The 24176-nt window shown below is 62.5% G+C and carries 21 protein-coding genes and 2 pseudogenes; 13 read left to right on the forward strand and 10 right to left on the reverse strand.

Annotation, left to right across the window (positions count from 1 at the left end; all coding sequences use genetic code 11):
- Window positions 1-62: 62 nt before the first annotated feature.
- The 8 genes from glcF to QTI51_RS22845 form a co-directional block, all read right to left on the reverse strand.
- Window positions 63-1292, reverse strand: a complete 1230-nt coding sequence (gene glcF / locus QTI51_RS22810) for a glycolate oxidase subunit GlcF (protein ID WP_116911564.1) — start codon at window positions 1290-1292, stop codon at window positions 63-65.
- 41 nt (window positions 1293-1333) lie between these two features.
- A complete protein-coding gene (gene glcE, locus QTI51_RS22815) occupies window positions 1334-2497 on the reverse strand; it encodes a glycolate oxidase subunit GlcE (RefSeq protein WP_116911565.1) in 1164 nt (387 codons plus the stop codon).
- 12 nt (window positions 2498-2509) lie between these two features.
- The gene (locus QTI51_RS22820) at window positions 2510-4021 is read right to left on the reverse strand and encodes an FAD-linked oxidase C-terminal domain-containing protein (protein WP_116911566.1); all 1512 of its coding nucleotides are present in this window, start codon (window positions 4019-4021) and stop codon (window positions 2510-2512) included.
- 150 nt (window positions 4022-4171) lie between these two features.
- Window positions 4172-5056 (reverse strand): LysR substrate-binding domain-containing protein, encoded by an 885-nt coding sequence (locus tag QTI51_RS22825; protein ID WP_116911567.1) that lies wholly within the window; start codon window positions 5054-5056, stop codon window positions 4172-4174.
- 64 nt (window positions 5057-5120) lie between these two features.
- Window positions 5121-6053: an SMP-30/gluconolactonase/LRE family protein gene (locus tag QTI51_RS22830; protein ID WP_116911568.1), complete on the reverse strand. Its 933-nt coding sequence runs from the start codon at window positions 6051-6053 to the stop codon at window positions 5121-5123.
- Window positions 6054-6258: 205 nt separating this feature from the next.
- Window positions 6259-7686, reverse strand: coding sequence for an ammonium transporter (locus tag QTI51_RS22835; RefSeq protein ID WP_116911569.1), 1428 nt, complete (start codon window positions 7684-7686; stop codon window positions 6259-6261).
- 29 nt (window positions 7687-7715) lie between these two features.
- Complete coding sequence (gene glnK, locus QTI51_RS22840; RefSeq protein WP_007833403.1) at window positions 7716-8054, reverse strand: P-II family nitrogen regulator; 339 nt, start codon at window positions 8052-8054, stop codon at window positions 7716-7718.
- Window positions 8055-8121: 67 nt separating this feature from the next.
- On the reverse strand, window positions 8122-8994 hold the full coding sequence (locus tag QTI51_RS22845; RefSeq protein WP_093127954.1) for a TorF family putative porin: 873 nt from the start codon (window positions 8992-8994) through the stop codon (window positions 8122-8124).
- Window positions 8995-9210: 216 nt separating this feature from the next.
- On the opposite strand from QTI51_RS22845, the pseudogene QTI51_RS22850 reads away from it, so the two are divergent.
- From QTI51_RS22850 to QTI51_RS22895, 10 genes and pseudogenes are all read left to right on the forward strand, one after another.
- A pseudogene (locus QTI51_RS22850) lies at window positions 9211-9474 on the forward strand (magnesium chelatase domain-containing protein); the annotation flags it as partial.
- Between the two features lie 87 nt (window positions 9475-9561).
- Window positions 9562-9852, forward strand: coding sequence for a hypothetical protein (locus QTI51_RS22855; RefSeq protein WP_286516199.1), 291 nt, complete (start codon window positions 9562-9564; stop codon window positions 9850-9852).
- Between the two features lie 2 nt (window positions 9853-9854).
- A complete protein-coding gene (locus QTI51_RS22860; protein WP_286516198.1) occupies window positions 9855-11009 on the forward strand; it encodes a tyrosine-type recombinase/integrase in 1155 nt (384 codons plus the stop codon).
- Window positions 11009-12076, forward strand: coding sequence for a hypothetical protein (locus tag QTI51_RS22865; RefSeq protein WP_286516197.1), 1068 nt, complete (start codon window positions 11009-11011; stop codon window positions 12074-12076). Before QTI51_RS22860 ends, QTI51_RS22865 begins: the two co-directional genes overlap by 1 nt.
- Complete coding sequence (locus QTI51_RS22870; protein WP_286516196.1) at window positions 12040-12696, forward strand: hypothetical protein; 657 nt, start codon at window positions 12040-12042, stop codon at window positions 12694-12696. The genes QTI51_RS22865 and QTI51_RS22870 overlap by 37 nt, the downstream gene beginning before the upstream one ends.
- Entirely contained in the window at window positions 12693-14603 is a 1911-nt protein-coding gene (locus QTI51_RS22875) for a site-specific integrase (RefSeq protein ID WP_286516195.1), read from the forward strand. The genes QTI51_RS22870 and QTI51_RS22875 overlap by 4 nt, the downstream gene beginning before the upstream one ends.
- Window positions 14590-14994, forward strand: a complete 405-nt coding sequence (locus QTI51_RS22880) for a TetR family transcriptional regulator (RefSeq protein ID WP_286516193.1) — start codon at window positions 14590-14592, stop codon at window positions 14992-14994. The genes QTI51_RS22875 and QTI51_RS22880 overlap by 14 nt, the downstream gene beginning before the upstream one ends.
- Before the next feature lie 62 nt (window positions 14995-15056).
- A pseudogene (locus QTI51_RS22885) lies at window positions 15057-15713 on the forward strand (ATP-binding protein); the annotation flags it as partial.
- A 273-nt stretch (window positions 15714-15986) separates the two neighbouring features.
- Window positions 15987-17051, forward strand: coding sequence for a hypothetical protein (locus tag QTI51_RS22890; protein WP_286516192.1), 1065 nt, complete (start codon window positions 15987-15989; stop codon window positions 17049-17051).
- Window positions 17052-17321: 270 nt separating this feature from the next.
- On the forward strand, window positions 17322-17984 hold the full coding sequence (locus tag QTI51_RS22895) for a hypothetical protein (RefSeq protein ID WP_286516191.1): 663 nt from the start codon (window positions 17322-17324) through the stop codon (window positions 17982-17984).
- A gap of 759 nt (window positions 17985-18743) precedes the next feature.
- Here QTI51_RS22895 and QTI51_RS22900 read toward each other — a convergent pair.
- Window positions 18744-20393 carry a hypothetical protein gene (locus QTI51_RS22900; RefSeq protein ID WP_286516190.1) on the reverse strand — a complete coding sequence of 550 codons (1650 nt, stop codon included), beginning with the start codon at window positions 20391-20393 and terminating at the stop codon, window positions 18744-18746.
- Between the two features lie 303 nt (window positions 20394-20696).
- Here QTI51_RS22900 and QTI51_RS22905 point away from each other — a divergent pair, with 303 nt between their 5' ends.
- Window positions 20697-21014, forward strand: a complete 318-nt coding sequence (locus tag QTI51_RS22905) for a hypothetical protein (protein ID WP_286516189.1) — start codon at window positions 20697-20699, stop codon at window positions 21012-21014.
- Window positions 21015-21352: 338 nt separating this feature from the next.
- Here QTI51_RS22905 and QTI51_RS22910 read toward each other — a convergent pair whose 3' ends face one another.
- A complete protein-coding gene (locus QTI51_RS22910) occupies window positions 21353-22012 on the reverse strand; it encodes a sce7726 family protein (protein WP_286516188.1) in 660 nt (219 codons plus the stop codon).
- A gap of 49 nt (window positions 22013-22061) precedes the next feature.
- On the opposite strand from QTI51_RS22910, the gene QTI51_RS22915 reads away from it, so the two are divergent.
- Window positions 22062-22385, forward strand: a complete 324-nt coding sequence (locus QTI51_RS22915; protein ID WP_286516187.1) for a helix-turn-helix domain-containing protein — start codon at window positions 22062-22064, stop codon at window positions 22383-22385.
- Between the two features lie 153 nt (window positions 22386-22538).
- The gene (locus tag QTI51_RS22920; protein ID WP_286516186.1) at window positions 22539-24122 is read left to right on the forward strand and encodes a TniQ family protein; all 1584 of its coding nucleotides are present in this window, start codon (window positions 22539-22541) and stop codon (window positions 24120-24122) included.
- The last annotated feature ends 54 nt before the right edge of the window (window positions 24123-24176 follow it).

A 24176-nucleotide genomic window follows, 5' to 3' on the forward strand; every position in this document is an offset into this window, starting at 1 on the left:
CCGAACGGAGGCCTGGAATCAGGCGCGGGATCAGCCCTTCCGCCCTTCAGTCCCTCGGCCCCTCAGCCCTTCATCGCCGCGTCCAGCAGCTCCACCCAGTGCCGCACCGGCGTGTCGCCGCTGCCGCTTTGCAGGTGCGTGATGCAGCCGATGTTGGCCGACGCGATGGTGGTCGGCTGCAGCTGCTTCAGGTGCCCCAGCTTGCGGTCGCGCAGCGGATAGGCCAGCTCCGGCTGCAGCACCGAGTAGGTGCCGGCGGAGCCGCAGCACAGGTGCGATTCGTTCAGCGCCACGCGCACGTCGAAGCCCAGTGCGCGCAGGTGCGTCTCGACGCCGCCGCGCAGCTTCTGGCCGTGCTGCAGGGTGCACGGCGGGTGGTAGGCGACCACGCCGGCGGGCGCCTTCACGCGCGCCTTCAGCGCGGGCACCAGGTCGGGCAGCAGCTCGCTCAGGTCGCGCGTGAGCTCGCTGATGCGCGCGGCCTTCAGCGCGTAGGCCGCGTCGTGCTGCAGCAGGTGGCCGTACTCGCGCACCGTCACGCCGCAGCCGGATGCGTTCATGACGATGGCCTCGACCTCGTCGCGCTCGACCCAGGGCCACCACGCGTCGATGTTCGCGCGCATCTGCGCCTTGCCGCCTTCCTGGTCGTTCAGGTGGAACTTCACCGCGCCGCAGCAACCGGCCTCGGGCGCGAGCACCGCCTGGATGCCGGCGGCGTCGAGCACGCGCGCGGTGGCGCTGTTGATGTTGGGCATCATCGACGGCTGCACGCAGCCCGCGAGCATCAGCACCTTGCGCGCATGCGTGGCGGTGGGCCATGCGCCGGCCTCCTGCTTCGCGGGCACCTTGGCCTTCAGCGCCTCGGGCAGCAGGCCGCGCACGGCCTGGCCCAGCTTCATGGCGGGGCCGAAGAGCGGCGACGGCAGCCCTTCTTTCAACAGCCAGCGCTGCGCCGACTCCATCGCGGGGCGCGGCACCTTCTGGTCGACGATCTTGCGGCCGATGTCCACCAGGTTGCCGTACTGCACGCCGCTCGGGCAGGTGCTTTCGCAGTTGCGGCAGGTGAGGCAGCGGTCCAGGTGCAGCTGGGTGCTGCGCGTGGGCTGCTTGCCTTCGAGCACCTGCTTGATGAGGTAGATGCGCCCGCGCGGCCCGTCGAGCTCGTCGCCGAGCAGCTGGTACGTGGGGCAGGTGGCAGTGCAGAAGCCGCAGTGCACGCACTTGCGCAAAATGGCTTCGGCCTCGCGGCCTTCGTCGGTGCCTTGGAATTCGGGGGCGAGCTCGGTTTGCATGTCGGTTCTTCTGGGGGGTGCTGGTGGCGCTTGTGCTTGTTTCAGGCGGGGGCGAGCAGGCGGCCCCGGTTGAAGAGGCCGTGCGGATCGAACTCGCGCATCAGCGCGCGGTGGATGCGCTCCACGGGCGCGCTCAGGGTGTCGAAGCGCTGCACGTTGCCGGGCATGTTCGCGCCGGATGTATTCGCGCCGGATGTATTCGCGCCGGGCGTGTTCGCGCCGGGCCAGCGGAACAGCGTGGCATGGCCGCCCGCCGCGCGCGCGATCTCGCGGATGCGCGCCGCCTGTTCAGGCGCCGCCTTGTACCAGCGCTGGCCGCCGTGCCATTCGATCAGCGGCGCCGCGCCGTCGAGCGCCAGCACCGGCGCGGTCTGGGGCACCGACAGGCGCCACAGTGCGTTGGTGCCTTCGCCCGTGGCGAACCACGGCAGTCGCTGGTCGCGCAGCGATTGCCAGTCGGCCGCGGCGCGCGCGTTGTCCTTGCGCTCGCCGCCGAGGTGCGCGCACGCCGCCTCCACCGCCGCGACCGCGCCGCGCAGGCGCAGGTACAGCGCGCCCACGCCTTCATGTTCGACCCAGCAGCTCGCGTTCAGCGGCAGCGGCCGGCCGCCCCATTCGTTGAGCAGGCGCAGCGCGTCGGCCTGGCTGCAGGCGAATTCCAGCGTGGCCTCGGCGGGGGGCACGGGCAGCACCTTGAGGCTGACCTCGGCGATCACGCCCAGCGTGCCCAGCGAACCCGCGAGCACGCGCGACACGTCGTAGCCCGCGACGTTCTTCATCACCTGGCCGCCGAAGCTCAGCACTTCGGCGCGGCCGTTGACCAGCGTGGCGCCCAGCACGTAGTCGCGCACCGCGCCCACGCTGGCACGCGCGGGGCCGCTGAGGCCGGCGGCGACCATGCCGCCGACGGTGCCAACGCCACTGTCGCCACCGTCACCGAAGCGCGGCGGCTCGAAAGGCAGGCACTGGCCCTTCTCGGCCAGCACCGCCTCGAGTTCGGCCAGCGGCGTGCCGGCGCGCACGGTCACGACCAGCTCGCTGGGCTCGTAGCTCGTGATGCCGCCGAGCGCGCGCACGTCGAGCAGTTCGCCGTGCGGCGCCTCGCCGTAGAAGTCCTTGGTGCCGCCGCCGCGAATGCACAGCGGCGTGGCGTCGGCGGCCGCGGCGCGCACACGCTCGACCACGGCGTGGAGTTCGGTGTCCATGGGGCTCATCGCTCAGAACCTCGGCAGGTCAGCGTGCGGCAGCCTGCCCCCGCGCACCACCTGCTTGCCGTATTCGGCGCAGCGCTGCAGCGTGGGAATCACCTTGCCGGGGTTGAGCATGCCCTCGGGGTCGAAGGCGCGCTTCACGCCGAACATCTGCTCGTTCTCGCTCGCGGTGAACTGCACGCACATGCTGTTGAGCTTTTCGACGCCCACGCCGTGCTCGCCCGACACGGTGCCGCCCATGGCCACGCTGGTCTCCAGGATGTCGGCGCCGAACAGCTCGCAGCGGTGCAGCTCGTCGGGGTCGTTGGCGTCGAACAGCACCAGCGGGTGCAGGTTGCCGTCGCCCGCGTGGAACACGTTGCAGCAGCGCAGGTTGTACTTCTTCTCCATCTCCTGGATGGCCAGGAGAATGTCGGCCAGGCGCTTGCGCGGAATGGTGGAGTCCAAGCACATGTAGTCGGGGCTGATGCGGCCAGAGGCGGGAAACGCGTTTTTGCGCCCGCTCCAGAACTTCATGCGCTCGTCTTCGCTGTTGCTCACCGCGATGGCGGTGGCGCCGCAGCCGCGCAGCACGGCGGTCATGCGGCCGATTTCTTCCTCGACCTCTTCGGGCGTGCCGTCGGATTCGCACAGCAGGATGGCCGCGGCGTCCAGGTCGTAGCCCGCGCGCACGAAGTCTTCCACGGCGGCGGTCATGGGCTTGTCCATCATCTCCAGCCCGGCGGGAATGATGCCGGCCGCAATCACCGCGGCTACCGCGTCGCCGGCCTTTCGCACGTCGTCGAAGCTGGCCATGATGCAGCGCGCCAGCTGCGGCTTGGGCACCAGCTTGACGGTGACCTCGGTGGTCACGGCCAGCATGCCTTCGCTGCCGACGACCAGCGCGAGCAGGTCGAGCCCCGGCGCGTCGAGCGCGTCGCCGCCGAACTCCACCGCCTCGCCCTCGGCCGTGAAGCCGCGCACGCGCAGCACGTTGTGCAGCGTCAGGCCGTACTTCAGGCAGTGCACGCCGCCCGAGTTCTCGGCCACGTTGCCGCCGATGGTGCAGGCGATCTGGCTCGACGGGTCGGGCGCGTAGTAGAGGTTGAAGGGCGCGGCCGCCTCGCTGATGGCGAGGTTGCGCACGCCGCACTGCACGACGGCCGTGCGGCTCACCGGGTCGATCTTCAGGATGCGGTTGAACTTGGCGAGCGACAGCGTCACGCCCAGCGTGTGCGGCATGGCGCCGCCCGAAAGCCCGGTGCCCGCGCCGCGCGCCACCACGGGCACGCCGAGTTGGTGGCAGGTGCGCAGCACGGCGGCCACCTGGGCCTCGGTTTCGGGCAGGGCCACCACCAGCGGGCGGGCACGGTAGGCGGTGAGGCCGTCGCACTCGTAGGGCGTGGTGTCCTCGGCGTGCCAGATGAGGGCATGCGCCGGCAGGTGGGCCTGCAGCGCGCCGACCACCTGGGCCTGGCGCTGCGTTTTCTGCAGGGATTCTTGCTGCGTGGGTTGCGTGGGGGTGAGCGGCGCGTTCATGGGCGGGCCTCTTTCTTGTCTCTCGGGATCCCGCACTCTACGCACATCGCGCCGGGTGCGGGTTGAGGGATTTTTGCGATGGGCTTGAGCAAACTTCGCCGGCCCCCCTGGCGCGAAGCTCTCGGTGCTCCTGCTGCTGACGCTTCCTTGTCAGCGCAGGCTCTGTTCCAGCCAATCGGCAAAGGCCGCGCACTCCCAACGCTCCAGCGCGCCCGGCTGCCAGCAGATGTAGTGCCGGTGCGGCGATGGCACGGCCTGGTCGGACAGCGCTACCAGCCGCCCCGATTCGAACCACGCCGCGCCCATCTTCTGCCGCACCAGCGCCACGCCGAAACCGCTGGCCGCCGCGTCGTACACCAGGCCCAGGTCGTTGAACTGCGAGCCGATGTGCGGCTCGGGCTGGTCGAGCCCGCAGCTCGCGAACCACGTGCCCCAGGGTTCCAGCGGGCTGCGGATGAGCCGCGCGCTGGCAATTTCGGCCGCGGTGCGAAACCCGGTGAACGGCCCGAACTCGTTCAAGAAGCTCGGGCTGCAGGCCGGCACCACCTGCTCCTCGAGGATGAGCCGGTGCTCGCAGTCGGCATAGCCGCCGGGGCCGTAGCGCACCTCGAGATCGGCCTGCTCGGCGGTGACGTCGAGCAGCGGAATCGACACCTGCAGCACCAGCTCGATGTCGGGATAAATGTTGCGAAACAGCTCCAGCCGCGGCATGAGGAACTGCCGGCTGAAGGTCGGCGTGACGGCGATGCGCAAGCGCGTGGCGCGCTGCGCGGCGTTGCTCCCCAGCGGCGTGGCCTGCAATGCCGCAAGCCCCGTGCGCACGTTGGCGAGGTAGGCCGCGCCATCGGCCGTGAGGCTGAAGTCGCTGCGGCCGAACAGCTTGAAGCCGACATGCGATTCGAGCTGCCGGATGCGGTGGCTCACCGCGCTGGGCGTGACGCACAGCTCATCGGCCGCGCGGCCCGCATGACGCAGCCTTGCGACGGCCTCGAAGGTCAGCAGGCACTGGATCGGGGGGATGTGCTGGAGGGCCATCGCTCTCAGCTCCGGAACGGCTGGTTGGCACGGTCGCGGCCTGAACAACGCACGCTCGGCAACCTCAATCCTCGAAGAAGCTCACGGGCAGCCCGGGCGTGTCGACACGCATCGAGATCACGGAGCCGGAAGCCGGCCGCTGCTCGACCTCGGCGGCGGGACGCCCCTTGCGCGCACTGGTCACGAACAAGGTCTTCAGGTCGTCACCACCAAAGCACGGCATCGTCGGGCATTGAACGGGCAACGGCACCGAAGCCACGATGTCGCCCGACGGCGCGAAGCTCAGCAGCTGCGCCCCTTCGAACATCGCCACCCAGTAGTGGCCTTGCGAATCGACCGTGGCGCCGTCGGGGCGGCCCTGGTAGCCCAGCGGCGCGTCGACCGTCCAGCCCTCGCGCTTGGCATCGAACTGGTGGAACACGCGCGCGCGTGAAAGCGCGTTGGCTTCGGCGTCCCAGTCCCACGCGCAGACCACGTGCGCGGCCGTGTCGGCCCAGTACAGGGTGCCGGCGTCGGGAGAAAAGGCCAGGCCGTTGGCGGTGGTGGACTCGTTGGCCATCTGCGTGATGGTGGGCGACACGCCCGTGTCGGGACGCGCGTCGAAGCAATAGAGCGCGGCGTTGGGGCGGTCCTTGGCCTCGTTGAGCGAGCCGCCCCAGAAGCGGCCCAGCGGGTCGCACTTGCCGTCGTTGAAGCGCATGGTGCGCACGTCGTGCTCCACGCGCGCCATCGCCACCAGTTCGCCGCCCCATTCGCGCGCGCGGTAGAAGCCGTCGCGCAAGGCGATCACCAGGCCGCCGCTGCGCGCCGGGGCCATGCAGCCGGGCTCGGTGGGCAACGGCCATCGCTCGACCGTGGCATTCGGCGAACCGATGTCGCCGCGTGTGCGCAACACGGCGCGGCCCGGGATGTCGAGCCAGTAGAGCGCGTGTTCTTCGGGGTGCCAGAACGGCGATTCGCCGAGCTCGCAGAGGCTGTCTTGGAGGGTGGTCCACATGGTGGGGCGATTGTGCCCCCGGGCATGCCGCGCCGTGGGGAAAGCGGCAGGCAAAAAAAAGCCCGCTGGCGCCGAAGCGCTCGCGGGCTGAACATCCAAAGGAGACCTCGCTTGAAAAACTCGTTACGAAGAATTGTTCTTGTGAAAGTCTGTTGAGGGTGTCGTTGCGTTGCGAGGCTGCCCGAAGGCGGCCCCGCATGGCAGGTCAGCGGTTGTAGGCGGTTTCGCCGTGCGACGAGATGTCCAGGCCTTCGCGCTCTTCCTCTTCCGACACACGCAGGCCGATGGTCAGGTCGGCGATCTTGTAGGAGATGAAGGCCACCACGCCGGACCACACGATCGTGAGCGCCACGCTCTTGATCTGGATCCACACCTGTGCGCCCATGGCGAAGGTGTCGGGCGTTGCGCCGCCGGTGCCGCCGAGGCCCTTGGCCGCGAACACACCGGTCAGGATGGCACCCAGGATGCCGCCCACGCCGTGCACGCCGAACACGTCGAACGCGTCGTCGGCGCCGAGCATGCGCTTCAGGCCGCCCACGCCCCACAGGCAGACCAGGCCGGCCAGCAGGCCCAGCACGATCGAACCCATCGGGCCGACGAAACCGGCGGCAGGCGTGACGGCCACCAGGCCGGCAACGGCACCGGACGCGGCGCCCAGCATCGAGGCCTTGCCCTTGTGCAGGCTTTCACCCAGGATCCACGACAGCGCGGCGGCAGCGGTGGCGAGCACCGTGTTGATGAAGGCCAGGCCGGCGACGGCGTTGGCAGCACCGGCCGAGCCGGCGTTGAAGCCGAACCAGCCCACCCACAGCAGCGAGGCACCGACCATGGTGAGCGTCAGCGAGTGAGGCGTGAACGCTTCCTTGCCGTAGCCCACGCGCTTGCCGACCATGTAGGCACCGACCAGGCCGGCCACACCGGCGTTGATGTGCACCACGGTGCCGCCGGCGAAGTCCAGCGCGCCGTCCTTGCCCAGCAGGCCGCCGCCCCACACGATGTGGGCGATGGGTACGTAGCTGAAGGTGAACCACAGCACCGAGAACAGCAGCACGGCCGAGAACTTGGCACGCTCCGCGAACGCGCCGACGATCAGCGCCACGGTGATGGCCGCGAAGGTGCCCTGGAAGGCGACGAACACGTATTCGGGAATCGTGGTCAGCGCGCCGAAGGTTTCCTGCGTGATGCCCTTCATGAAGATCTTGTCGAATCCCCCGAAGAAGTTGCCGTCACCCGAGAAGGCCAGGCTGTAGCCGTAGATGGCCCACAGGATGCTGATCAGCGAGAAGATCACGAAGACCTGCATCAGCACCGACAGCATGTTCTTCGAGCGGCCGAGGCCACCGTAGAACAGCGCCAGGCCGGGGATGGTCATCAGGATCACGAGCAGCGTGGAGGTCAGCATCCAGGCGGTGTCGCCGGAGTCGATCTTCGGTGCCGGCGCGGCGGCGGGTGCTGCTGCAGCGGCGGGGGCCGCGTCGGCTGCCGCGGGCGCGGCCGGTGCCGCGGGTGCGGCAGCAGCGGGTGCCGAAGCGGCAGGCGCTTCAGCCGTGGCCGCGGGCGTTTGTGCAAGGGCGGTGGTGCCGGCAGCCAGCACACTCAAACCGAACGCAAGAGAGACAAGCAGTTTTTTCATAATCGTTGTTCTTTCGGGCCTGGACTCGATCAGAGGGCTTCGCGGCCTGTTTCGCCGGTGCGGATGCGCACCACTTGTTCGAGGTTGTAGACAAAGATCTTGCCGTCGCCGATCTTGCCGGTGCGTGCGGCACCCTCGACGGCTTCGATCACGCGGTCGACGAGGTCGTCGGAGACGGCCGCTTCGATCTTGACCTTGGGCAGGAAGTCGACCACGTACTCGGCGCCGCGGTACAGCTCGGTGTGGCCCTTCTGGCGACCGAACCCCTTGACCTCGGTGACGGTGATCCCCTGCACGCCGATGGCCGACAGTGCTTCGCGCACTTCGTCGAGCTTGAACGGTTTGATGATGGCTGTGACCAGCTTCATGAGTTTTCTCCTTCGGATGGAAATGAAACGGTGCGGCAGCGTGGGCCGCACCTCGTTGTTCTGTGCCTTACAGCGTCTTCGTCAGCGTGAGGATGAAGCGCGCCTTGTTCGGCGAGTACGTCGTCTGGCCGAAGGTGCCGAAGCCGTAGTCCACGCCCGGGTTGCTCACGGCGAGGTACGAGCTCTTCTTGTTGGCGCCTTGCACCGAGCCGGTCAGCGACAGGCCGTTGCCGAAGTCGTACGAAGCGCCGACGTTGTAGTCGACATAGCTCTTGTAGCCCAGGCTGCGGATGTCGCTGGACATGTTGGTGTAGCCCACGGCGGCCTTCAGCGTGACCTTGGGCACGATTTCCTTGCTGTACGCCAGGTTCAGGTAGCCGGTGTTGGTGCCCTTCAGGCCCGAGCCGGCCTTGTTGCCGGCGTAGCCGAAGTAGTCCTTGGACACGGTGTGCGAGTACTTGGCGGTGAACGAGCCGAGCGTTTCGTTGGCGTAGGTGCCCGCGACGTACAGCTCGGTGGTGTTGCCCGAGGAGTTGCCCGGGTAGATGTAGGTGAGCGCACCGACGTCCATGTCCAGCGGGCCGGCCTTGAACTTGTAGCCACCGTACAGGTCCATTTCGATGCTGTTGCCCTTGAGCCAGTTGACGCTGGAGTTCCAGCTGCCCACGTAGAAGCCGCTGTCGCCGAAGGCGTAGTCCAGGCCGCCCTGGATGGCGGGCTTGAAGCCCTTGGTCTTGGCGTAGTCGTTCTTGCCCAGCATGTCCTGGTCCTGGCCACGGAACTTGTAGTTCGTGGTCAGCGAGATGTTGCCCGTGAGGTTGGGTGCCGGGGCGGGAGCGGCCGCGGCGGCGTCGGTCGTTGCCTGGGCCAGGGCGGCGCCGGAGGCGGTCAGCGCGGTGGCAAGAACGATCAGCGCCTTGGCGGCGGTACGGTGCGTCATCGGGAAACTCCTCGCAAAGTGTTTAGTTGGACCTGCAAGGCTCATAGCAGGGAGCGTGCCAAACTGCACAAATCGCTGTCCCCAAAGCGCGTCCCACCGCTGTCGGTGAGCGCCAAATCGTTACAACCCCTGTTTCGAGTGGTTGCAGTGCGCACCGCGCTGCACCACGGCGGGCGTCCATGTCCTGGACGCACCACATTGGGGAGATCAACAACAATGAGTCTGTCTTTGGTGCAAAGCCGCGCCTTGCTGGGGCTGGAAGCGGCCAGTGTCACGGTCGAGGTGCATCTGGCCAACGGCTTGCCCAGCTTCACGCTGGTCGGGCTGGCGGAAACCGAGGTCAAGGAGGCGCGCGAGCGGGTGCGCTCGGCCATCCAGAACGCGGGGCTGGAGTTTCCGAACAACAAGCGCATCACCGTCAACCTGGCTCCGGCAGACCTTCCGAAGGACTCCGGCCGCTTCGTTATAGGGTGTTCACTCTGTTAGGATTTATCCTGTTTTAAATCAAGTCTCTCTGAGACGAGTAGCGGGTGGGGTCTGGGGAGGGGATCGATGACGCGTCGGGCTGTGGATAACTTCGAACTGGAACGCTGGCGCGCAATGGCCGTGGCTCCGCTTCTTCCGCTTCTCATGGATTACGCCAAGGAGGACGCAGGCTTTCGGCCCAGAGGCGATCCAGGCACGACAAGGTGGAACATATCGGTCGGCGGTATCGAGCGCGAGGTGCTGTGCACAGGCGCGAAGTTTTTCGATACGCGTGACGGGGAAGGTGGCGCCGGCGCCATTGATCTGGTGGTACAGATCTTGGGGCTGCCCTTCAAACAGGCCATCCGCCTTCTACGAGAACGGGGCGTTTAGGCGTGATCCTCCTTGCTGCAACCTGCGACTACAAGTTGGCTGGTCTTCCGAGGCCGGGCTTTCCGATTCTTCTAAACGGCGACATGACCAGTTGCTGGGAAGTCAACGAATTTCTCCGGTTCTATTTGCTTCGAGGACAAATCGGCTCGAAAAGGTCATGGGAGCCGATCGCTCGATCCCTGTACGACTACTTCGGCTTTCTCGAGGCGCATGACCTTGCCTGGAATGACATCGAGCGTGGTGAGCGCAAGAACTTGCTTGCTGCCTACCGAGACTACTCGTTCGAGACGGCGAAACTCGCCCGAAACACCATCCGACATCGGATGATCTATATATCCGAGTTCTACAAGTTCGCGGTACGCCAAGGGTGGATTGCCAACCTGCCTTTTGGGTATGAGGAGCGCTACGTCGGTGGCGCGACCGCATTTCTCGGGCATGTGGCTGGGAACGGCGGGAAGGCGCAAGTCAACTCTGCGATGCCGCGCCGGCATCGATCGATCGTTAAGTTCTTGTCGCTTGATCAAGCTCGGTTGCTAGTCAACTCAGCGACCAATGTCCACCACGCCGCCATCATCCGCACCGGATTGCTAACAGGCCTGCGGCGAGAAGAACTAGCAACCTTTCCATGCTCGTACGTATTCGCTCCAGACCTTTCTTCTGGCGGGGTGCCCAATGTATCCGTGACCCTCGACCCGACAGACGGCACCGGTATGCGAACAAAAGGGCAGAAGAAGAGAGTCATCTTGATGGGGCGCGAAGTAATGGCAGGGCTGCACAAGTATCTTTCGATACACCGTGGCGAGCGAGCGTCCCTGTCAACGGGGCAGCCGCAACAGCTCTTCCTCAATCGATACGGACAACCATATGCAGGCGATGGCAAAGGCATCGAAGCGATCATCCGCGACCTCGGGCGGAAGGTTGGTCTGCACACCCATCCGCACATGCTCCGCCATACCTACGCAACCCACACCTTGCACACGCTTCAGCGACGATCGGCCAAGGACCGGCGCATTGAGCCGTTGGTCTTTCTGCAAAATCAGTTAGGCCATGCGTCGATCAATACCACGATGGTTTACCTCCATGTGAGCCACCAAGTTGCTGACGATGCAGCTTTGGCCTACGACGAAGAATTGAATTTTTGGGCGGAGCCCGCCTGATGGCCGCGACGCGCAAGGTCTTCATCAGAACCGATCTTTCAATCCCGGTCGTCGAACACATTCAGCCTAAAGCTGACGCGACTGGATCGCTTGCCGCGATCTCGCCGTCTAACACTATCGTGAGGTTCGGCAAGGCGATCGCTAAGAGAAGCTTCGATTTTTCACCTTGGTACGGAGTGGGAATCGACCAGATCACGTACGCGTATCAAATGCAGATAGAGCGGTTCCTGGCAAAGCAGGATCTTGAACTGGCCCCCTCCACGGTTGCTTCCTACTGCCACGGGGGAGGAAGGCAACTGTTGGACTATCTCGTCCTGCGCAGTGCAGCATTGCAACGGGACCTGACCTTGGGAGACGTCGACAGAGAACTCATTGACGGGTTTCTGAGTTCCTTCGATGGCGAAGACTGCAGCATGTCGACGAAAGCCAATCGGTACCAAGCCGTCAAGGCGGTGCTCAAGAGCCTTTGCAAGCGGGGGTTTATCGTCGAGGTTCACGCCGGAGATGACGCCACTTTTCCCTCTAATCCCTTCCCGGGCAAGGACAAGTCTCACAAAGGAGCAGCGCCCCTTGGAACCGCAGAGCGGAAGGCGTTCTCCACCGCCCTCCGACAGGCTGTTGTGCCGCTGTTTGAAAAGGATGTAGAACCAACCGCCGATCTTCTTGCCTATGCACTGTTTGTCATCGCGCTCCATACAGGACGGAATACGACGCCCCTGCTAGAGATGAGCCGCGACTGTCTGCGCGCACATCCAAAGGTCGATACCGTGTTCTTGGTCCTTTTTAAGCGGAGAGGACACTCTACCCATAAGGCGGCGCTTCGGAACGGGCCGGAGACACTGGAGTCAGTGCCTACGCTGCGACCGACTGTGGCTCAGTTAGTTCGCAGACTCATCGAGCTATCCGCTCGATTGCAGAGCGCCGCGCCGAAGGAGTTCAGTGATCGCGTGTTTCTGTTTCGGACCCAGAGAGCAGGGCGCGGAGGCGGCTCGGCTGGTGACGTATCGGCGCTAAGCGAGGCACGCTGTTCGTGGCAATACGAAAACTGGTCGAGCGCTTTGATCTGAAGGACAGCGACGGTAAGCCGCTTCTCGTCAACGTGAGTCGTCTTCGAAAGACTTTCATCAATCGCGTGTACGAGATCCTTGACGGCGATCTGATCGGTACTGCAGCCGCCGCAGGCAACACCGTGCATGTGACTGGAGTGAGCTATCTACGCCCGGGAGAGAGCGCCGCGAGCAACTGGCGGTTTCTTGGCCTGGCATTGACTCAAGAATTGCTGACAAACACTCTCGGGGCCACGGAGCGTACGCCCACTGGCCGATGTTCCGACGTTCACGCAGGAGATTTCGCACCCAAGAACAAGACTGAGGTCTGTATGAGCTTCTTGAATTGCGTCCGCTGCCGAAACTTCGTAGTTACAGCCGATGACCTCTACCGCTTGTTCAGCTTCTATTGGAGGATCTTGTCCGAACGGGCTCGTATGGACGCGCGCCGGTGGCAGAAGCAACTCGCCCACATCGCTCGGTTGATTGAGCGGGACATCGTTGAGTCGGGTGTGCAACGCGGCATCTTCAAACAAGCGCTTGTAGATCGCGAGCGAGAGCGAGCGCGCCAAGACCCGCACCCATTCTGGCGCGGCGAAGAGGTAATTGCTGACCTCGGCTCTATCGCGGAGAGATCATGAAGGCACAACAGGTACCGACAAGAGACGTGGAAGCACACCTTGCGGAGCAGCCATCCGATGTCCGCTCCGTTCAAGACGGGGCGGAACGACATGCACTTGCGGTCTCCCTGCGGCGCGTCAACGGAGACTTGGTGCCGGTGAGCGTCTATGGAGATGCGATCTGGTGGCTGACTGGCAACACCACCAACACTGCGAAATCGCACTCGAAAATCGACTTCGGTATCGCGCCAGCGAGCATCCGGGAGACTGCGAAGGCGATGATGTACCGCTACCAGCGCCGTGGTATCCGTGGGCAGCGCAGACCAGGCGCCGCAACGATGGTAGCCACGTTCAACGACATGGTTCCGTTTTTTCGATACTTGGCTGGCCTAGGCATCGCTAACCTTGCAAAGGCTACTCCGATGGTCTGCCTAGCCTATGTTCAGGCCTCGCGGGACCACAATCCAACGAGAGGACCAAGGAAGCCGGGGGCCGACCCGGAAATGCGACGGCTGTCGGCGGGGAAGCTCTATAAGCGCCTAAAGGCCGTGGAGATGATCTTCGAGTTGAGCCAGTACAGCGACGACGCGATGCTTCGGCATCCGTGGGAGGATTCGTCAGCAACCTTTTTATCCGGCGCATCCAAAGGCGGTGTAGCCAAAGGCGGACTGACGCCGTTGATGCCAGATGACGTTTTCACGATCCTGTTTCAGAAGGCTTGGGCAAAGGTACAGGATGCCCCGCGGCTACTTGATCTGCGTGACGAAATGGAGCAGTTCGACCAGCGATCGGACGTATCGCCTAAGTACCACGCGCAACTCAAGACTAAGCGGCTTAGGACTGCAGGGCTGAGCGGGTATCGCGAACTGAAAAAGCTGCTCGTCGACATCAGGGTTGCCTGCTACATCGTAGTGGCTAGCTTGAGCGGTTGTCGAGCCCACGAGATGGCAAACATTCAGGGTAAAAACTACCACAGCACTGAAGTCGACGGGGAGCGCTATTGGTGGTTGCGATCGGTGTCCTCTAAGACTTTCGAGGGCAAGACTGAGTGGATGGTGCCGGAAGCCGCCATCGAAGCACTTCAAGTCATGGATAGGTGGTCCGAGCCATATCAGCGCCTTCTGAGAAAGGAAGTCGAAGGCTACCGTGCCTCGGATCCCGCCGACATTCGAATCGCCGAGGCCCAGGCCCATCTGGGAGCAGTGTTCGTTGGCACAGATTTGAAGAAGGGCAACATCGTTCGAACCTTGTCAGTGCAGCAGATGAACGAGAATCTCAAGGACTTTGCGGCGGAATGCAAGGTTGACTGGGTTCTCGCGACCCACCAGTTTCGACGGAAGTTTGCAAACTACGCCGCTCGGAGCAGGTTCGGAGACCTTCGCTATCTCCGAGAGCACTTCAAGCACTGGTCCATGGACATGACTCTTGGATACGCCCTTAATGAGTCCCAGGAAATGCAGCTCTACCTAGAGATCCAAGATGAATTCGATGAATTCCGGATCGAGACCGTGTCTTCTTGGTTAAACGAAAACGAACCTCTCGCCGGAGGATATGGGCGGAGCTTGGTTGCGTGGCGGTCCAAGGGAGAGAACATCTCTTTGTTTAAGTCGCGTGCTGCGATGGTTAAGTCGATTGCACTGAGCACGCCTCTTCGCAGCAACGGCCATGCCTGGTGCACCGCTGCCGACAGCATGTGCGTAGGGAACGATCTTGATCGAACCAGATGTGGCGATGGATGCGACAACGCCGTCGTCGGTCGGCGTCATGAGAAAATTTATCGTGGTCTCTATGACCACTTGAAAGAGCTCGAGGATTTGCAGGACATCGGGCCGGGTGGGCGCGCTCGAGTCGCCCGCGATCTAGGTCGTTGCGCGACAGTTCTCGCGCAGCTTGGCGTCGAGGCGAGTGCTGCACATGGCCACCCGTAAAACTGCTGACGTTCGTGAGAAGGAGTTGCGGCTCGCCATCTGGCGCATCGAGCGCGGGCGATCCCATACCAAGGCAACCGAACTGACGATCTCATCTGTTGCTCGCGAGGCAGGCGTCACAGCAGCTTTGATCCATAACCACTACCCAACAGTCGCCGAGGCCGTTCGGCTCAAACAGGGCGCCTCCAGTCGCAAACAACGCGATGCCAAACATGCCGAGCTAGCTGAGGAGCGCAACACCAATTCTGAGCTCCGTCGGCAGCTTGAGGAGGCACGGTCGCAACTGGCTCGGCTAGCGACAATTAACGAGATGCTGCTTGTGGATAACGCCGCTCTTCGAGCTGGTCAGAACACCGGCAACGTGGTGAGCATCGACGGTCGGAGGCGTTAGCTGCCAGAAAAACGTTGTATTTCAAGAACATTTCGCCTCATAACTGTTAGTAACGCGCCAAAAGATTTGACCTGCCGCTGGCCATGGGCATCCTCGCGGCCAGCGGGCAGATCGACAACGCGCGGCTGGCGGGCCATGAATTTGCCGGCGAGCTCTCGCTGTCGGGCGAGCTGAGGCCCGTTCGCGGTGCACTGGCGATGGCGCTGGCGTTGCACACGCGCGGCGTGGCCACCCGTTTGGTGCTGCCCATGGACAGTGCACAGGAGGCCGCGCTGGTGCCCGGCGGCGAGGTGTACGGCGCCCGGCACCTGCTGGACGTGGTGCGGCAGTTCGTGGCCGACGCCGATGCGGCGGCGCAACTGCCTGACCCGACACCCGGCTCCGACGACGGCTGGGCACGCATCCAGCCCGCCCCGGGCGGCACGGCGCCGCGCTACGCCGACCTGTGCGACGTCAAGGGCCACGTGGGCGCCAAGCGGGCACTCGAGATCGCGGCGGCCGGCGGCCACAGCCTGCTGATGATGGGCGAGCCCGGCTCGGGCAAGTCGATGCTCGCGCAGCGCTTCGCCGGCCTGCTGCCGGCCATGAGCATCGACGAGGCGCTGCAGAGCGCGGCCGTGGCCAGCCTGGGCGGGCGCTTCGGCACCGAGCGCTGGATGTGCCGGCCGACCTCGGCGCCGCACCACACCTCCAGCGCGGTGGCGCTGGTGGGCGGCGGTGTAAGCGCGGTCGGAAAATGAGAACGGATTTAAATAGGCGCGAATGAGCGCCCTCATCGGTATTTAGGCGCGAATGGGCAATACGAGGCCTCCCAATGGCGGCATGGGTCAGCTGTTCCAGGGAAAGCGCCGGCGATCAGAGAGAGGCAACGCTTAAAACGGCCGGCAGGTAACGCAGACCTCGTATAAATGCGGTTCAAGCGAGCTCAAGCCGATTCTGGATTGAACGGCAGTGCCCACTACACTTCTGCTAGATAAAAAGGGAGGCGAAGCATGGATACGTCCGCATCACCGTCAGTCGCGACTGACCCTGAGGCTGCGAGCGACGAAGCCGTCCTTTCCAGTTGCGAAGGAGCGCTCGACGAAACAATCGAGAGACTGTTGGCCTACATCGAGAATTCCGGTTCATGGATGGAAACGGTGCTGCTCACGATGGGGTTCTACCTGCTGTCGGTAGCGGTCAAGGCGCCAGAAGAGTTCGAAATTCTCGGCGTCAAGATCAACGTGGTCGGCGACTATCGCGAGGTTTTTCTTTTCCTGATCGGCCTCGTGTTGGTTTCCAGACTGGTGCAGGGTTGGGTGATGTGGAAAGTACATGTCGCCCGTATCGACCTCAGTTTTACCCACGTCAGCTCAAAGCTTCAAGCTGCCAAAAATCTGCTGATTCGCAAAGCAAATGAGAACCTGAGGCTTGCAGAAAAGCTCCATAGGGAGAACGCCAGCGAAAGTCAATTGCCCGATCCCGATAAACTTTTCGCAGACAACGACATGCACCCGCTGATGGACGCTGCTAGCGCCTCCCGAGGGATCCCACTGACCGCTGAGACCTTTCGCGAAGCTTTTGCGGACCAGATCCTCTCGCACCGCAATGATCTCGTGGCACGCCAACTGGATGATCGCTATCCGATCGACGAATGGAATCGTGCGCAAGAGGCCGCTATCGCCGAATCTTGGGCGAACCATGCCCATCGTTTCGCACCGCAGGTCGTAGTGTCTGTTTTCGATGAGCGCGAAGAGGCCACGACAACTATCTCCGCCGACAAAAACTCCGAGTTCACGCGCGCGCAGGAAGTTGCGAAAAGGATAGCGCTCGCGAAAGCTCGGGAAACTGCGTTCACCGAACTCAGAACGGCGATGAGTACGCGATCCTCCGCATATGAGGGCCGGCTGGATGCATCTTCAAAGCGACTTCGCTCCCTCACCACCCAAAGCGAGGCATTCCTCGGCAAAGTGAATTTCTATCGCCGGATGGCTAAATTTGGCCATATTTTTCACTTGGTACTCCCCACACTCGCAGCCTTTTCAGCTGCGGTGGCGGTGGTGTTCCACCGCTTTTGAACAGGCACCGCCTAGCCGCAAAGGGGCCATCAATCATCAATCCGATGCGAGCTACATGGGCCCGCGCCATCTGCCTTGAATCCACGGCGCTGCCACCGTAACGTTGCCGCAATGCCGCGCGCGGTGCTTGAGGGCAGTTTCAAGAGAAGGGAGTCAATGGCGAAACCCTACAACGGGTTCAACCGGGAACTCGTGCTGGTGCAGCACTGGTGTCGCGAGCCATCGGGCACGCACCGCCCCCGATGAGAGTCCTTTTGCTAGGCTCGACCCATGACCGCACAAACACCTGAATCCAAAGCTGAACTCGAAATGCCATCCGAAGTCGCGATGGCGCGCGTCGCAGCGCTGTTCGGCGGAATCGAAGCGGTAGTCAGGGCGAGCGAGCAGCGACGGTCCGAGTTCATGGCGGTGTGGGATCAGGATTCCGCCGTTCTGGGCCGCGTCCTCCACGCGCATCTCGTCGTTGAGTACTTCTTGACTGCATACCTGAAGCACATTCACTCAACGCTCGATCTAGACCGGCTTCGGCTGCGGTACGAGCAGAAGGTGGGGATGCTCCCGGGCAGCAGCACACTGCTGGGCACCATGAAGCCCGGACTGGGTGCCCTGGGCTCGATTCGGAATCGCATAGCTCATGTGCGACAGGTGCAAATTTCCAAGAACGACGTGCAAGCGATCGTCAATGTGAAGTTCTATGCCGAACTCATGCGCGCCAGCGATGGAATCGACTTCTCCAATGCTGAGCCGCTCGACGTCGTATTGAACTTCGCGCAGTGGGCGGCAAGCACGCTGCATTCAGGGACCGATCCGGCCAATGCCAAATGGACGGCCGCTTTTGATCCCGAGGTACCGGTGCCCGGCTTCGAGGCCTTTTTGCCGAAACACCCAATGGAAGGTTTCGCAGGAGTCGGCCGCCCCAGCATGTACGGCTGACTTGCGCAACTCGAGCTGGCACGATGTCAGCAGTCCGCGCGGTGTCGATGCCATCCCCATTCCCTGCCCACCCTCGCCAGTTCTCGTGGGGAAAGTCGGGGTAGGAGCGCGTGGCGCAAGGGGTCACGCCAGTCTTCGGATCTGTCTCAGGCTTGTTGATAAGGATCGTGCGCGCATCCGCCGTCAAATTGGCCGACCATCCATACGGTAGATTCCTTGGATTGCTTCGGGTCCGATTGGGCCTTCATGCTTGCAGTAGCCGATCAACAGTGACCGATGCAGCGCTATTTTTGCGTCGACTGGAAGGATTCTTGAGGCGAATAAATTTTCGTCCGCAGACAGATGGGCCAAGGGGACGTGGACCAAGACCGCAATCCCGACACCTCCATATGCATGCGTTGCACGCTCAGCATAGAACCGGTCTGCACGTGCGGCTAGGTACACGTCATCCGGACTCGTCACAAGGTTGTCGAGGATGGGCTGGGTACCAGAATTGCGCGGCTTAAGTCCCTCCGAACGGATGGCCTCCAAGAAAGATGAAGAGGTCAAGTGAACCAGCGCGGCGTGGGTGAAAGCGTTGAAATCTTGCAACGAATCGGGAACGCGTACAGATCGCCATCCCGAGGGCGGCAGCAGATCGCCAGGTTCAAAGCATGAGAGTAGTAGCACTTTGAGGTCGCCCTTCTGTTATGCGCTGGTTTTTTGAAAGCGAACCTACGGGCCGCCTTACTGCGCTAAGACACGACGCTTGAACTCTCTCTAAACCCAGGCAGCGATCTCCTGAGGGCTCAACTCGTCGGCCAGAGCGTTCAATTCGTCCGTCGTCCAATAGGCAATCGTTGTCCCAGCGTCCCGGTTCATCTCGGACGGCACGCTGGCAGTCCAACAGGGCTCGAACAACATTCGTCCGATCTGCTCCATGGTTGGCTCACCTGCCCCCAAGAGTTGCGCCACCACTTCCACGCTGATCTGCCCTTCCGGGAACTCGGCGACGCCCAATGCAGCACATCGCATGACGCCGCCCTTCGCCCGATACTCAACGATCGTGGAAAGCCAAACCCAAAGATCGCACCAAGACGCGACACCGGGCGGCGCTGGCACTGCCATTCGGCGTGTCACCTCCCCGTCCTCGAGTGGACAGAATTCCCAACCAGGCAGGCAAGCCGCCACCGCCTGGCGCAGGGCAGCCAAAAAAGTTGGCTCAAGCCTGCATTTATCGCTGCTACTCGGTGCCCCTATGATCTCAGCCGGCGGCAACCCCGCAGCGTCTAAGGGACCGATCGCGTACAGCCCCCCGTCTTCACCTTCGGTACCAGATCGATTGGCGTGGAAAGACGCATGCGACTTTCGATGAATCGAGGTTCTCTTGAGATATGGAAATGGATCCGCGTCGTCGTCATCGCGGTATACCTCGAGCGCCGCTTGACTCCTATCCGCCCATTGGTTCACGATCTTCGGTTTGTTCTCCTTCTTCTCAATTGGCCCGAGCTCCTTGCGCTCGCCCGACACCGGTGTCCGAGTCCTTCGCTGACCGTCATGCATGCTGTAGTTGAGCCGCTCGAACGGATGAGGGTAGGTGCACCTGATGAGGCGCAGCGCGACGAAGGTTCGTTGCCCAGGCGTATCCAACCAGAGCCCATCGACGGTAAGGTTCGTCTTGCCCGTGAAGGGAAAGCTCATACGAGGCTGCCAGTCGGTCTTGTTCAGCCCGGCGATGCGCCCGCCTTTGACCAAAGTGAAGAATGCCTTCTTGGCCTCGCCATCCAGCGCGATGCGCGCGACGGTCGGTGCAGCCGCCGCGGACATCCCCATTCCCAGAACAACGTTCGCCGCGTTGTTGACCCGGCTAATGTACGCAGCGTGATAGAGCCTCTGCTCGGCGTCGCCGCCCGACATGACACCCTCGAGTACCGAGCCTGTCGCGCCGAAGTAGAAGCGAAACAACTCCAGGCTCGGCACGACCAGCACGGTACCAGGATCGACCTGGACCCGGGTGACCCAGGAGCGAGTGTGTTCGGCGTGGGCATTGAACGCGCTGAAGGGAAGGAGGTATGAGGTCGAGCCTTCAGAAGGCGAGTACGGAAGGCCCGCGGGCAAGACTACCGCGGTCTGTTCGTTGACCGCCATTTCCTTGAAGAGCATGCGCGTCAACGGAGCCGACTCGGCAAAGCACCCGCCTTGCCAGACGTCACCAAGACGAATTTGCGGCAGGATGGCGATCGGGATCTCGATCTCCTCACGTTTATCGTCAGCACCCAACTTCCATCCCAGGTTAGGCCTCCAAGGCGAGCAAGACACTTTCAACGTGCGTTGCTCGGATCCGAAACGAAGAGAGTTGCCGACGTTCCCGAACCAGTCGATACGAAGCGCGGCGCCATTCTGGCGCGCCAATCCGTCATAAAGCTCCATCAAGCCCTCTACGTGTCCCTCAGTGGGCCGATGGTAGCTGGCGCATGTGCAATCCATTTGGCGGCATGCGTGCCAATGGCGAATAGGTTGCTGGCAGAGTTGGTGACAGCATATTTTTCCGGATGGGCGAGGCTTCAGTTTGGGGCGATACCAGCCGAGCATCGAGACGCCCATCACCGGACCCTTCCTCCTCACTCGATTACCACAACCTCCGATTTGTTAGCGCCTACTGACTTTTTGCCTATGCAGGTAAGAGATTGCCCCTCCCTTCAGCCAAACATTGCTCCAACCTGTAACATTGGCATGTCGGTGACCATGGCGGTCATCGGCAAAGGAGACCTTGATATGGAGTTCGATACGTCAGATACCGAGTTTCGCGAAGCTGTTGCGCAAAATATCGCAACGACTGCCGCTTCACATGTGCTTGCGGGCATGTCACGACAAGACGCTCTCGAAAAAGCAGCACAAGCCGAGCGCGATGCGCAGGCCGCGATGAACGACCCGACGGGAACGTTGGATGTTGAACTGAATGCGCCCCCCGTCATCACCAACGAAAAACGAGTCGCCGCAATTGCGGCCGAACTCATGGAACCAGCCCGCGATCTCGCGGAGACCATCTAAACGACAGGTGCCTCGGATCGCCGGTAAACACCCGCATGATCCGACCGCACCACTCCCGAGCAGAAGTATTAAGCCTTCAACGCCTCGGTGATCAAACCACTGACATTACCAACCTCGATCTGCCAAGGGGCGTCCACCGCCCTCTTGAGCAGATTCGACAGACCCAGCGACACCTTTGCGCAGCCAACGCAGCAGGTTTTGCACGATGGCACAGATACTCTCTAGCCACATGGGGCTTCCTCGTCACTTAGCATTTTTGCGAAAGAGAGTGCACGCAGCGCCGTCGTCGACCCCGCTGCGCTTTCCAGCGCATGGAGCGGCAGATTCTTCGGAGCTATTTAGATCGAGGGGCGTGGCGCGATCCCGAAGTTTTGGCGCAAGCGATTCCAGTCGATCGAATGCGCTCGAGGCTCGGACCTTTTGAACAGGCGGTCGCGCGCCTTCAGGCACACGCGCAAATAAGCATCAGCGTCCTCCACGGCAAGTAGCTTTACCACCGCGTTGACCATCGCTTCTTTGCTCCAGCCGCTCAGGCCGCGCGTCGGACCACGTTCTTGAAGCTTCGCAGCCAGTTCATCCCGACACAGTAGAGAGCAAAGCGCATGCGCGCTTCGGTCAGGATTCAACCCCGCGGCGCGGACCTGATGCAACTGCAGGTCCATGCGACGGCCCGTTGGCAGCATGACTCCCCACCACGAAGGCACCAGTGCAAGCACCGCGTCGAGGTGAGCAGGCACTGTGACGATATTCACCCTGGCGAACACCTTGCCATAGCCAACGATTTGCCTTGGCAAGCGCTTCAGCCGGTCGGCCCCAGCTTTGATCTCGTAGGCCACGAGTTCTTCGCCAGCCGCGACCATGTCCGCTCGCACCGTGTCGGCTGACAGAGAGAACTCGTCCACAACCAAGGCGTTAGCGGCGATCAGTCCACTTCGCTTCAAAAGTGCTCGCAGTTGGACGTCCGAGGCAACCGCCCAAGTGTCCAGCGGCAGTCCCATGTGTGAAGCGCAAAGGTATGTCATTCATGCACTATGCAATAATATTTGCATGACAGTCAATGTTGCGCTCCGTCTGATCGAGAACTACATGACTGAGAGTAAGCTTACGCAGATGGATCTCTCTCGTTTGGTAGGCATCCCTCAGTCAACCCTCAGTAGGGCATTGCGCTCACCACGCCGAATCACCGATACGCATCGGCGTCTATGCAAGTATGCAAATATTTCCCTAAAAGAAGATATTTCTTCTCTAGCGGCAAGCGAGCGACTGCGCCAGACCATCGCAGATGTCTGGGATGGCACGGACCGCCATGCCGATGCGCTGATCCGGTTGTTGCGGGCCGCCTCTGACGTCGCCACGACGTCAAGAGCCTAGGGTCAAGTCGGCGCCATGCACGTGCAGCCCAGCCAAGCAGCCGCGCCTTGCCAGCTCGACAAACGGCTCCCGAGAGAACACCATCGCTGACTGATCCCGCTCAGGGAGCCAACGAACGCGGCCTGAACCGCCTTCAATCGGTGGAGGGCCTATATGGACACGTCGCAGATCGAAGAACAGTTCTCGCTCTGGCCATTCCATTTCAAGCCACTTGAAGACGAGCTGCTGAGCATCTGGCTCATCCGCCTGGCTCACGCGCACGGCTACAAGGTGGAGCAACTGTGCACCCTGCTGCTCGGCCGCGGCCGCCGCCTGTGGAACTCGGACATCGACAAATTCCAGCCCCCGCATCTTCGATGGGCACTCAAGCGGGTGACCGGTATTACCGACGCCCAATTGAATGCAGCAAGCCTGCATTCGTTCGAAGGCTACATCTCGGAGTATTTCAATGCGCACGGCAGCAGCCGCTGGATCGTGCCACTGCATATCTATCACCGTCGCCGCAAGAGCCCCGGTCTTTGCTACTGCCCCGCCTGCCTGACCAGCAGCAGCATCCCGTACTTTCGTCGTGCATGGCGCCTGTCGTTCATCACAGTCTGCCCGCAGCACAGAGTGGAACTTCTCGACAGCTGCCCAAGTTGCACGGCGCCACTCGCACCACACCGCGTGGACATCGGACCCGATGGTTTCGAGCCTGGTCCGAAGCGGATCGTGTATTGCGCACAATGCGGTAACGATCTGCGCAAAGGGGCTGCGATTCCCGCGGAACAATCTTTGGTTGACTGGACGGCACGGCTCTTGATGGCGAGCGACTGCGGATACATGGACTGGGGCCGCCGGGCAGGCATGAACTCCGTGCTGTTCTTCGACGGCCTGCGCCTGCTGGTCGGCGCGATCAGGAGACGCATCACGCGCACCGGACACGAAAGCACTGGTGAGCGCGACTTCGACTTCCTGCCCGTGGCCCGGCGCCGCGTGACGATGATGCAAGTAGGAATGGCCGTTGGAGAAGGGCCAGAGGGATTGCAAGCGTATGCGCGTACGCATGGCATCCGTGTGAGTGATGTCTGGCGCTCGTCGGAGCATGCCCCGTTCTGGCTGGTTGAAGCGCTCGCATCGATGAAACGCACGCAGCATCCCGAGCGGACAAAAGAAGAAGTGGATGAAATTGCCCGTGTCACGCGCAACATAGGCCATACCGCTTCATCAAAACGGCAGGCACGCAGGAGTTTTGGGTTGAATGTGGATGATGAACGGGCAGATGCATTCCGCAGCCTTGTCAGCAATGAGGCCTATGAACTGCTGATAGCGAGCGTCGATCGGCTGACTACGCATGAATCGAGACCCGAGGGGCGTCAAGCGCTCCAGCAGGACAAGATGGTCTTCGCGCTGATGCGCGTAATGGGGTGGTCCGCCAAGCGGATCTGTCGGCTCACGATCGACGAGTTGGGAACGCTACTGCCTCGACCGCGAGAGGGGTTAGCCGGAGGCTCCCTACCGGAGCCTCGTGATCCCGCATCTGTCTGCTCTTACCTGTGGTGGTTCATCGAGTCAATTCGCCCTAGCATCCCTGGAGCGAAGAACACAAATGTGCTGGTTGTCTCGTCGACCACCGGCAGGCCGCTGGGCGGGAATGCACTGTGGCTGCGCTTCCATCGCGCCGTAACAGCGGCTCGTCTCACGGATGAGATCCCCGATCTTGTAACTTTCAGAAGATCGGTGGGCACCTTGCCTTGAAGACGCGACCGCCAGCACTCTGGATTCGACCCACGAACACGGCGAACTGGCTCA

The organism is Variovorax sp. J22G73, from assembly GCF_030317035.1.
GTDB lineage: Bacteria > Pseudomonadota > Gammaproteobacteria > Burkholderiales > Burkholderiaceae_C > Variovorax.

Bases quoted from the DNA above. Each gene is read 5' to 3' on its own strand.
- glcF (WP_116911564.1), bottom strand. From the start codon at position 1,292: ATGCAAACCGAGCTCGCCCCCGAATTCCAAGGCACCGACGAAGGCCGC.
- glcE (WP_116911565.1), bottom strand. From the start codon at position 2,497: ATGGACACCGAACTCCACGCCGTGGTCGAGCGTGTGCGCGCCGCGGCC.
- QTI51_RS22820 (WP_116911566.1), bottom strand. From the start codon at position 4,021: ATGAACGCGCCGCTCACCCCCACGCAACCCACGCAGCAAGAATCCCTG.
- QTI51_RS22825 (WP_116911567.1), bottom strand. From the start codon at position 5,056: ATGGCCCTCCAGCACATCCCCCCGATCCAGTGCCTGCTGACCTTCGAG.
- QTI51_RS22830 (WP_116911568.1), bottom strand. From the start codon at position 6,053: ATGTGGACCACCCTCCAAGACAGCCTCTGCGAGCTCGGCGAATCGCCG.
- QTI51_RS22835 (WP_116911569.1), bottom strand. From the start codon at position 7,686: ATGAAAAAACTGCTTGTCTCTCTTGCGTTCGGTTTGAGTGTGCTGGCT.
- glnK (WP_007833403.1), bottom strand. From the start codon at position 8,054: ATGAAGCTGGTCACAGCCATCATCAAACCGTTCAAGCTCGACGAAGTG.
- QTI51_RS22845 (WP_093127954.1), bottom strand. From the start codon at position 8,994: ATGACGCACCGTACCGCCGCCAAGGCGCTGATCGTTCTTGCCACCGCG.
- QTI51_RS22865 (WP_286516197.1), top strand. From the start codon at position 11,009: ATGGCCGCGACGCGCAAGGTCTTCATCAGAACCGATCTTTCAATCCCG.
- QTI51_RS22875 (WP_286516195.1), top strand. From the start codon at position 12,693: ATGAAGGCACAACAGGTACCGACAAGAGACGTGGAAGCACACCTTGCG.
- QTI51_RS22880 (WP_286516193.1), top strand. From the start codon at position 14,590: ATGGCCACCCGTAAAACTGCTGACGTTCGTGAGAAGGAGTTGCGGCTC.
- QTI51_RS22890 (WP_286516192.1), top strand. From the start codon at position 15,987: ATGGATACGTCCGCATCACCGTCAGTCGCGACTGACCCTGAGGCTGCG.
- QTI51_RS22895 (WP_286516191.1), top strand. From the start codon at position 17,322: ATGACCGCACAAACACCTGAATCCAAAGCTGAACTCGAAATGCCATCC.
- QTI51_RS22900 (WP_286516190.1), bottom strand. From the start codon at position 20,393: ATGGAGCTTTATGACGGATTGGCGCGCCAGAATGGCGCCGCGCTTCGT.
- QTI51_RS22905 (WP_286516189.1), top strand. From the start codon at position 20,697: ATGTCGGTGACCATGGCGGTCATCGGCAAAGGAGACCTTGATATGGAG.
- QTI51_RS22910 (WP_286516188.1), bottom strand. From the start codon at position 22,012: ATGGGACTGCCGCTGGACACTTGGGCGGTTGCCTCGGACGTCCAACTG.
- QTI51_RS22915 (WP_286516187.1), top strand. From the start codon at position 22,062: ATGACAGTCAATGTTGCGCTCCGTCTGATCGAGAACTACATGACTGAG.
- QTI51_RS22920 (WP_286516186.1), top strand. From the start codon at position 22,539: ATGGACACGTCGCAGATCGAAGAACAGTTCTCGCTCTGGCCATTCCAT.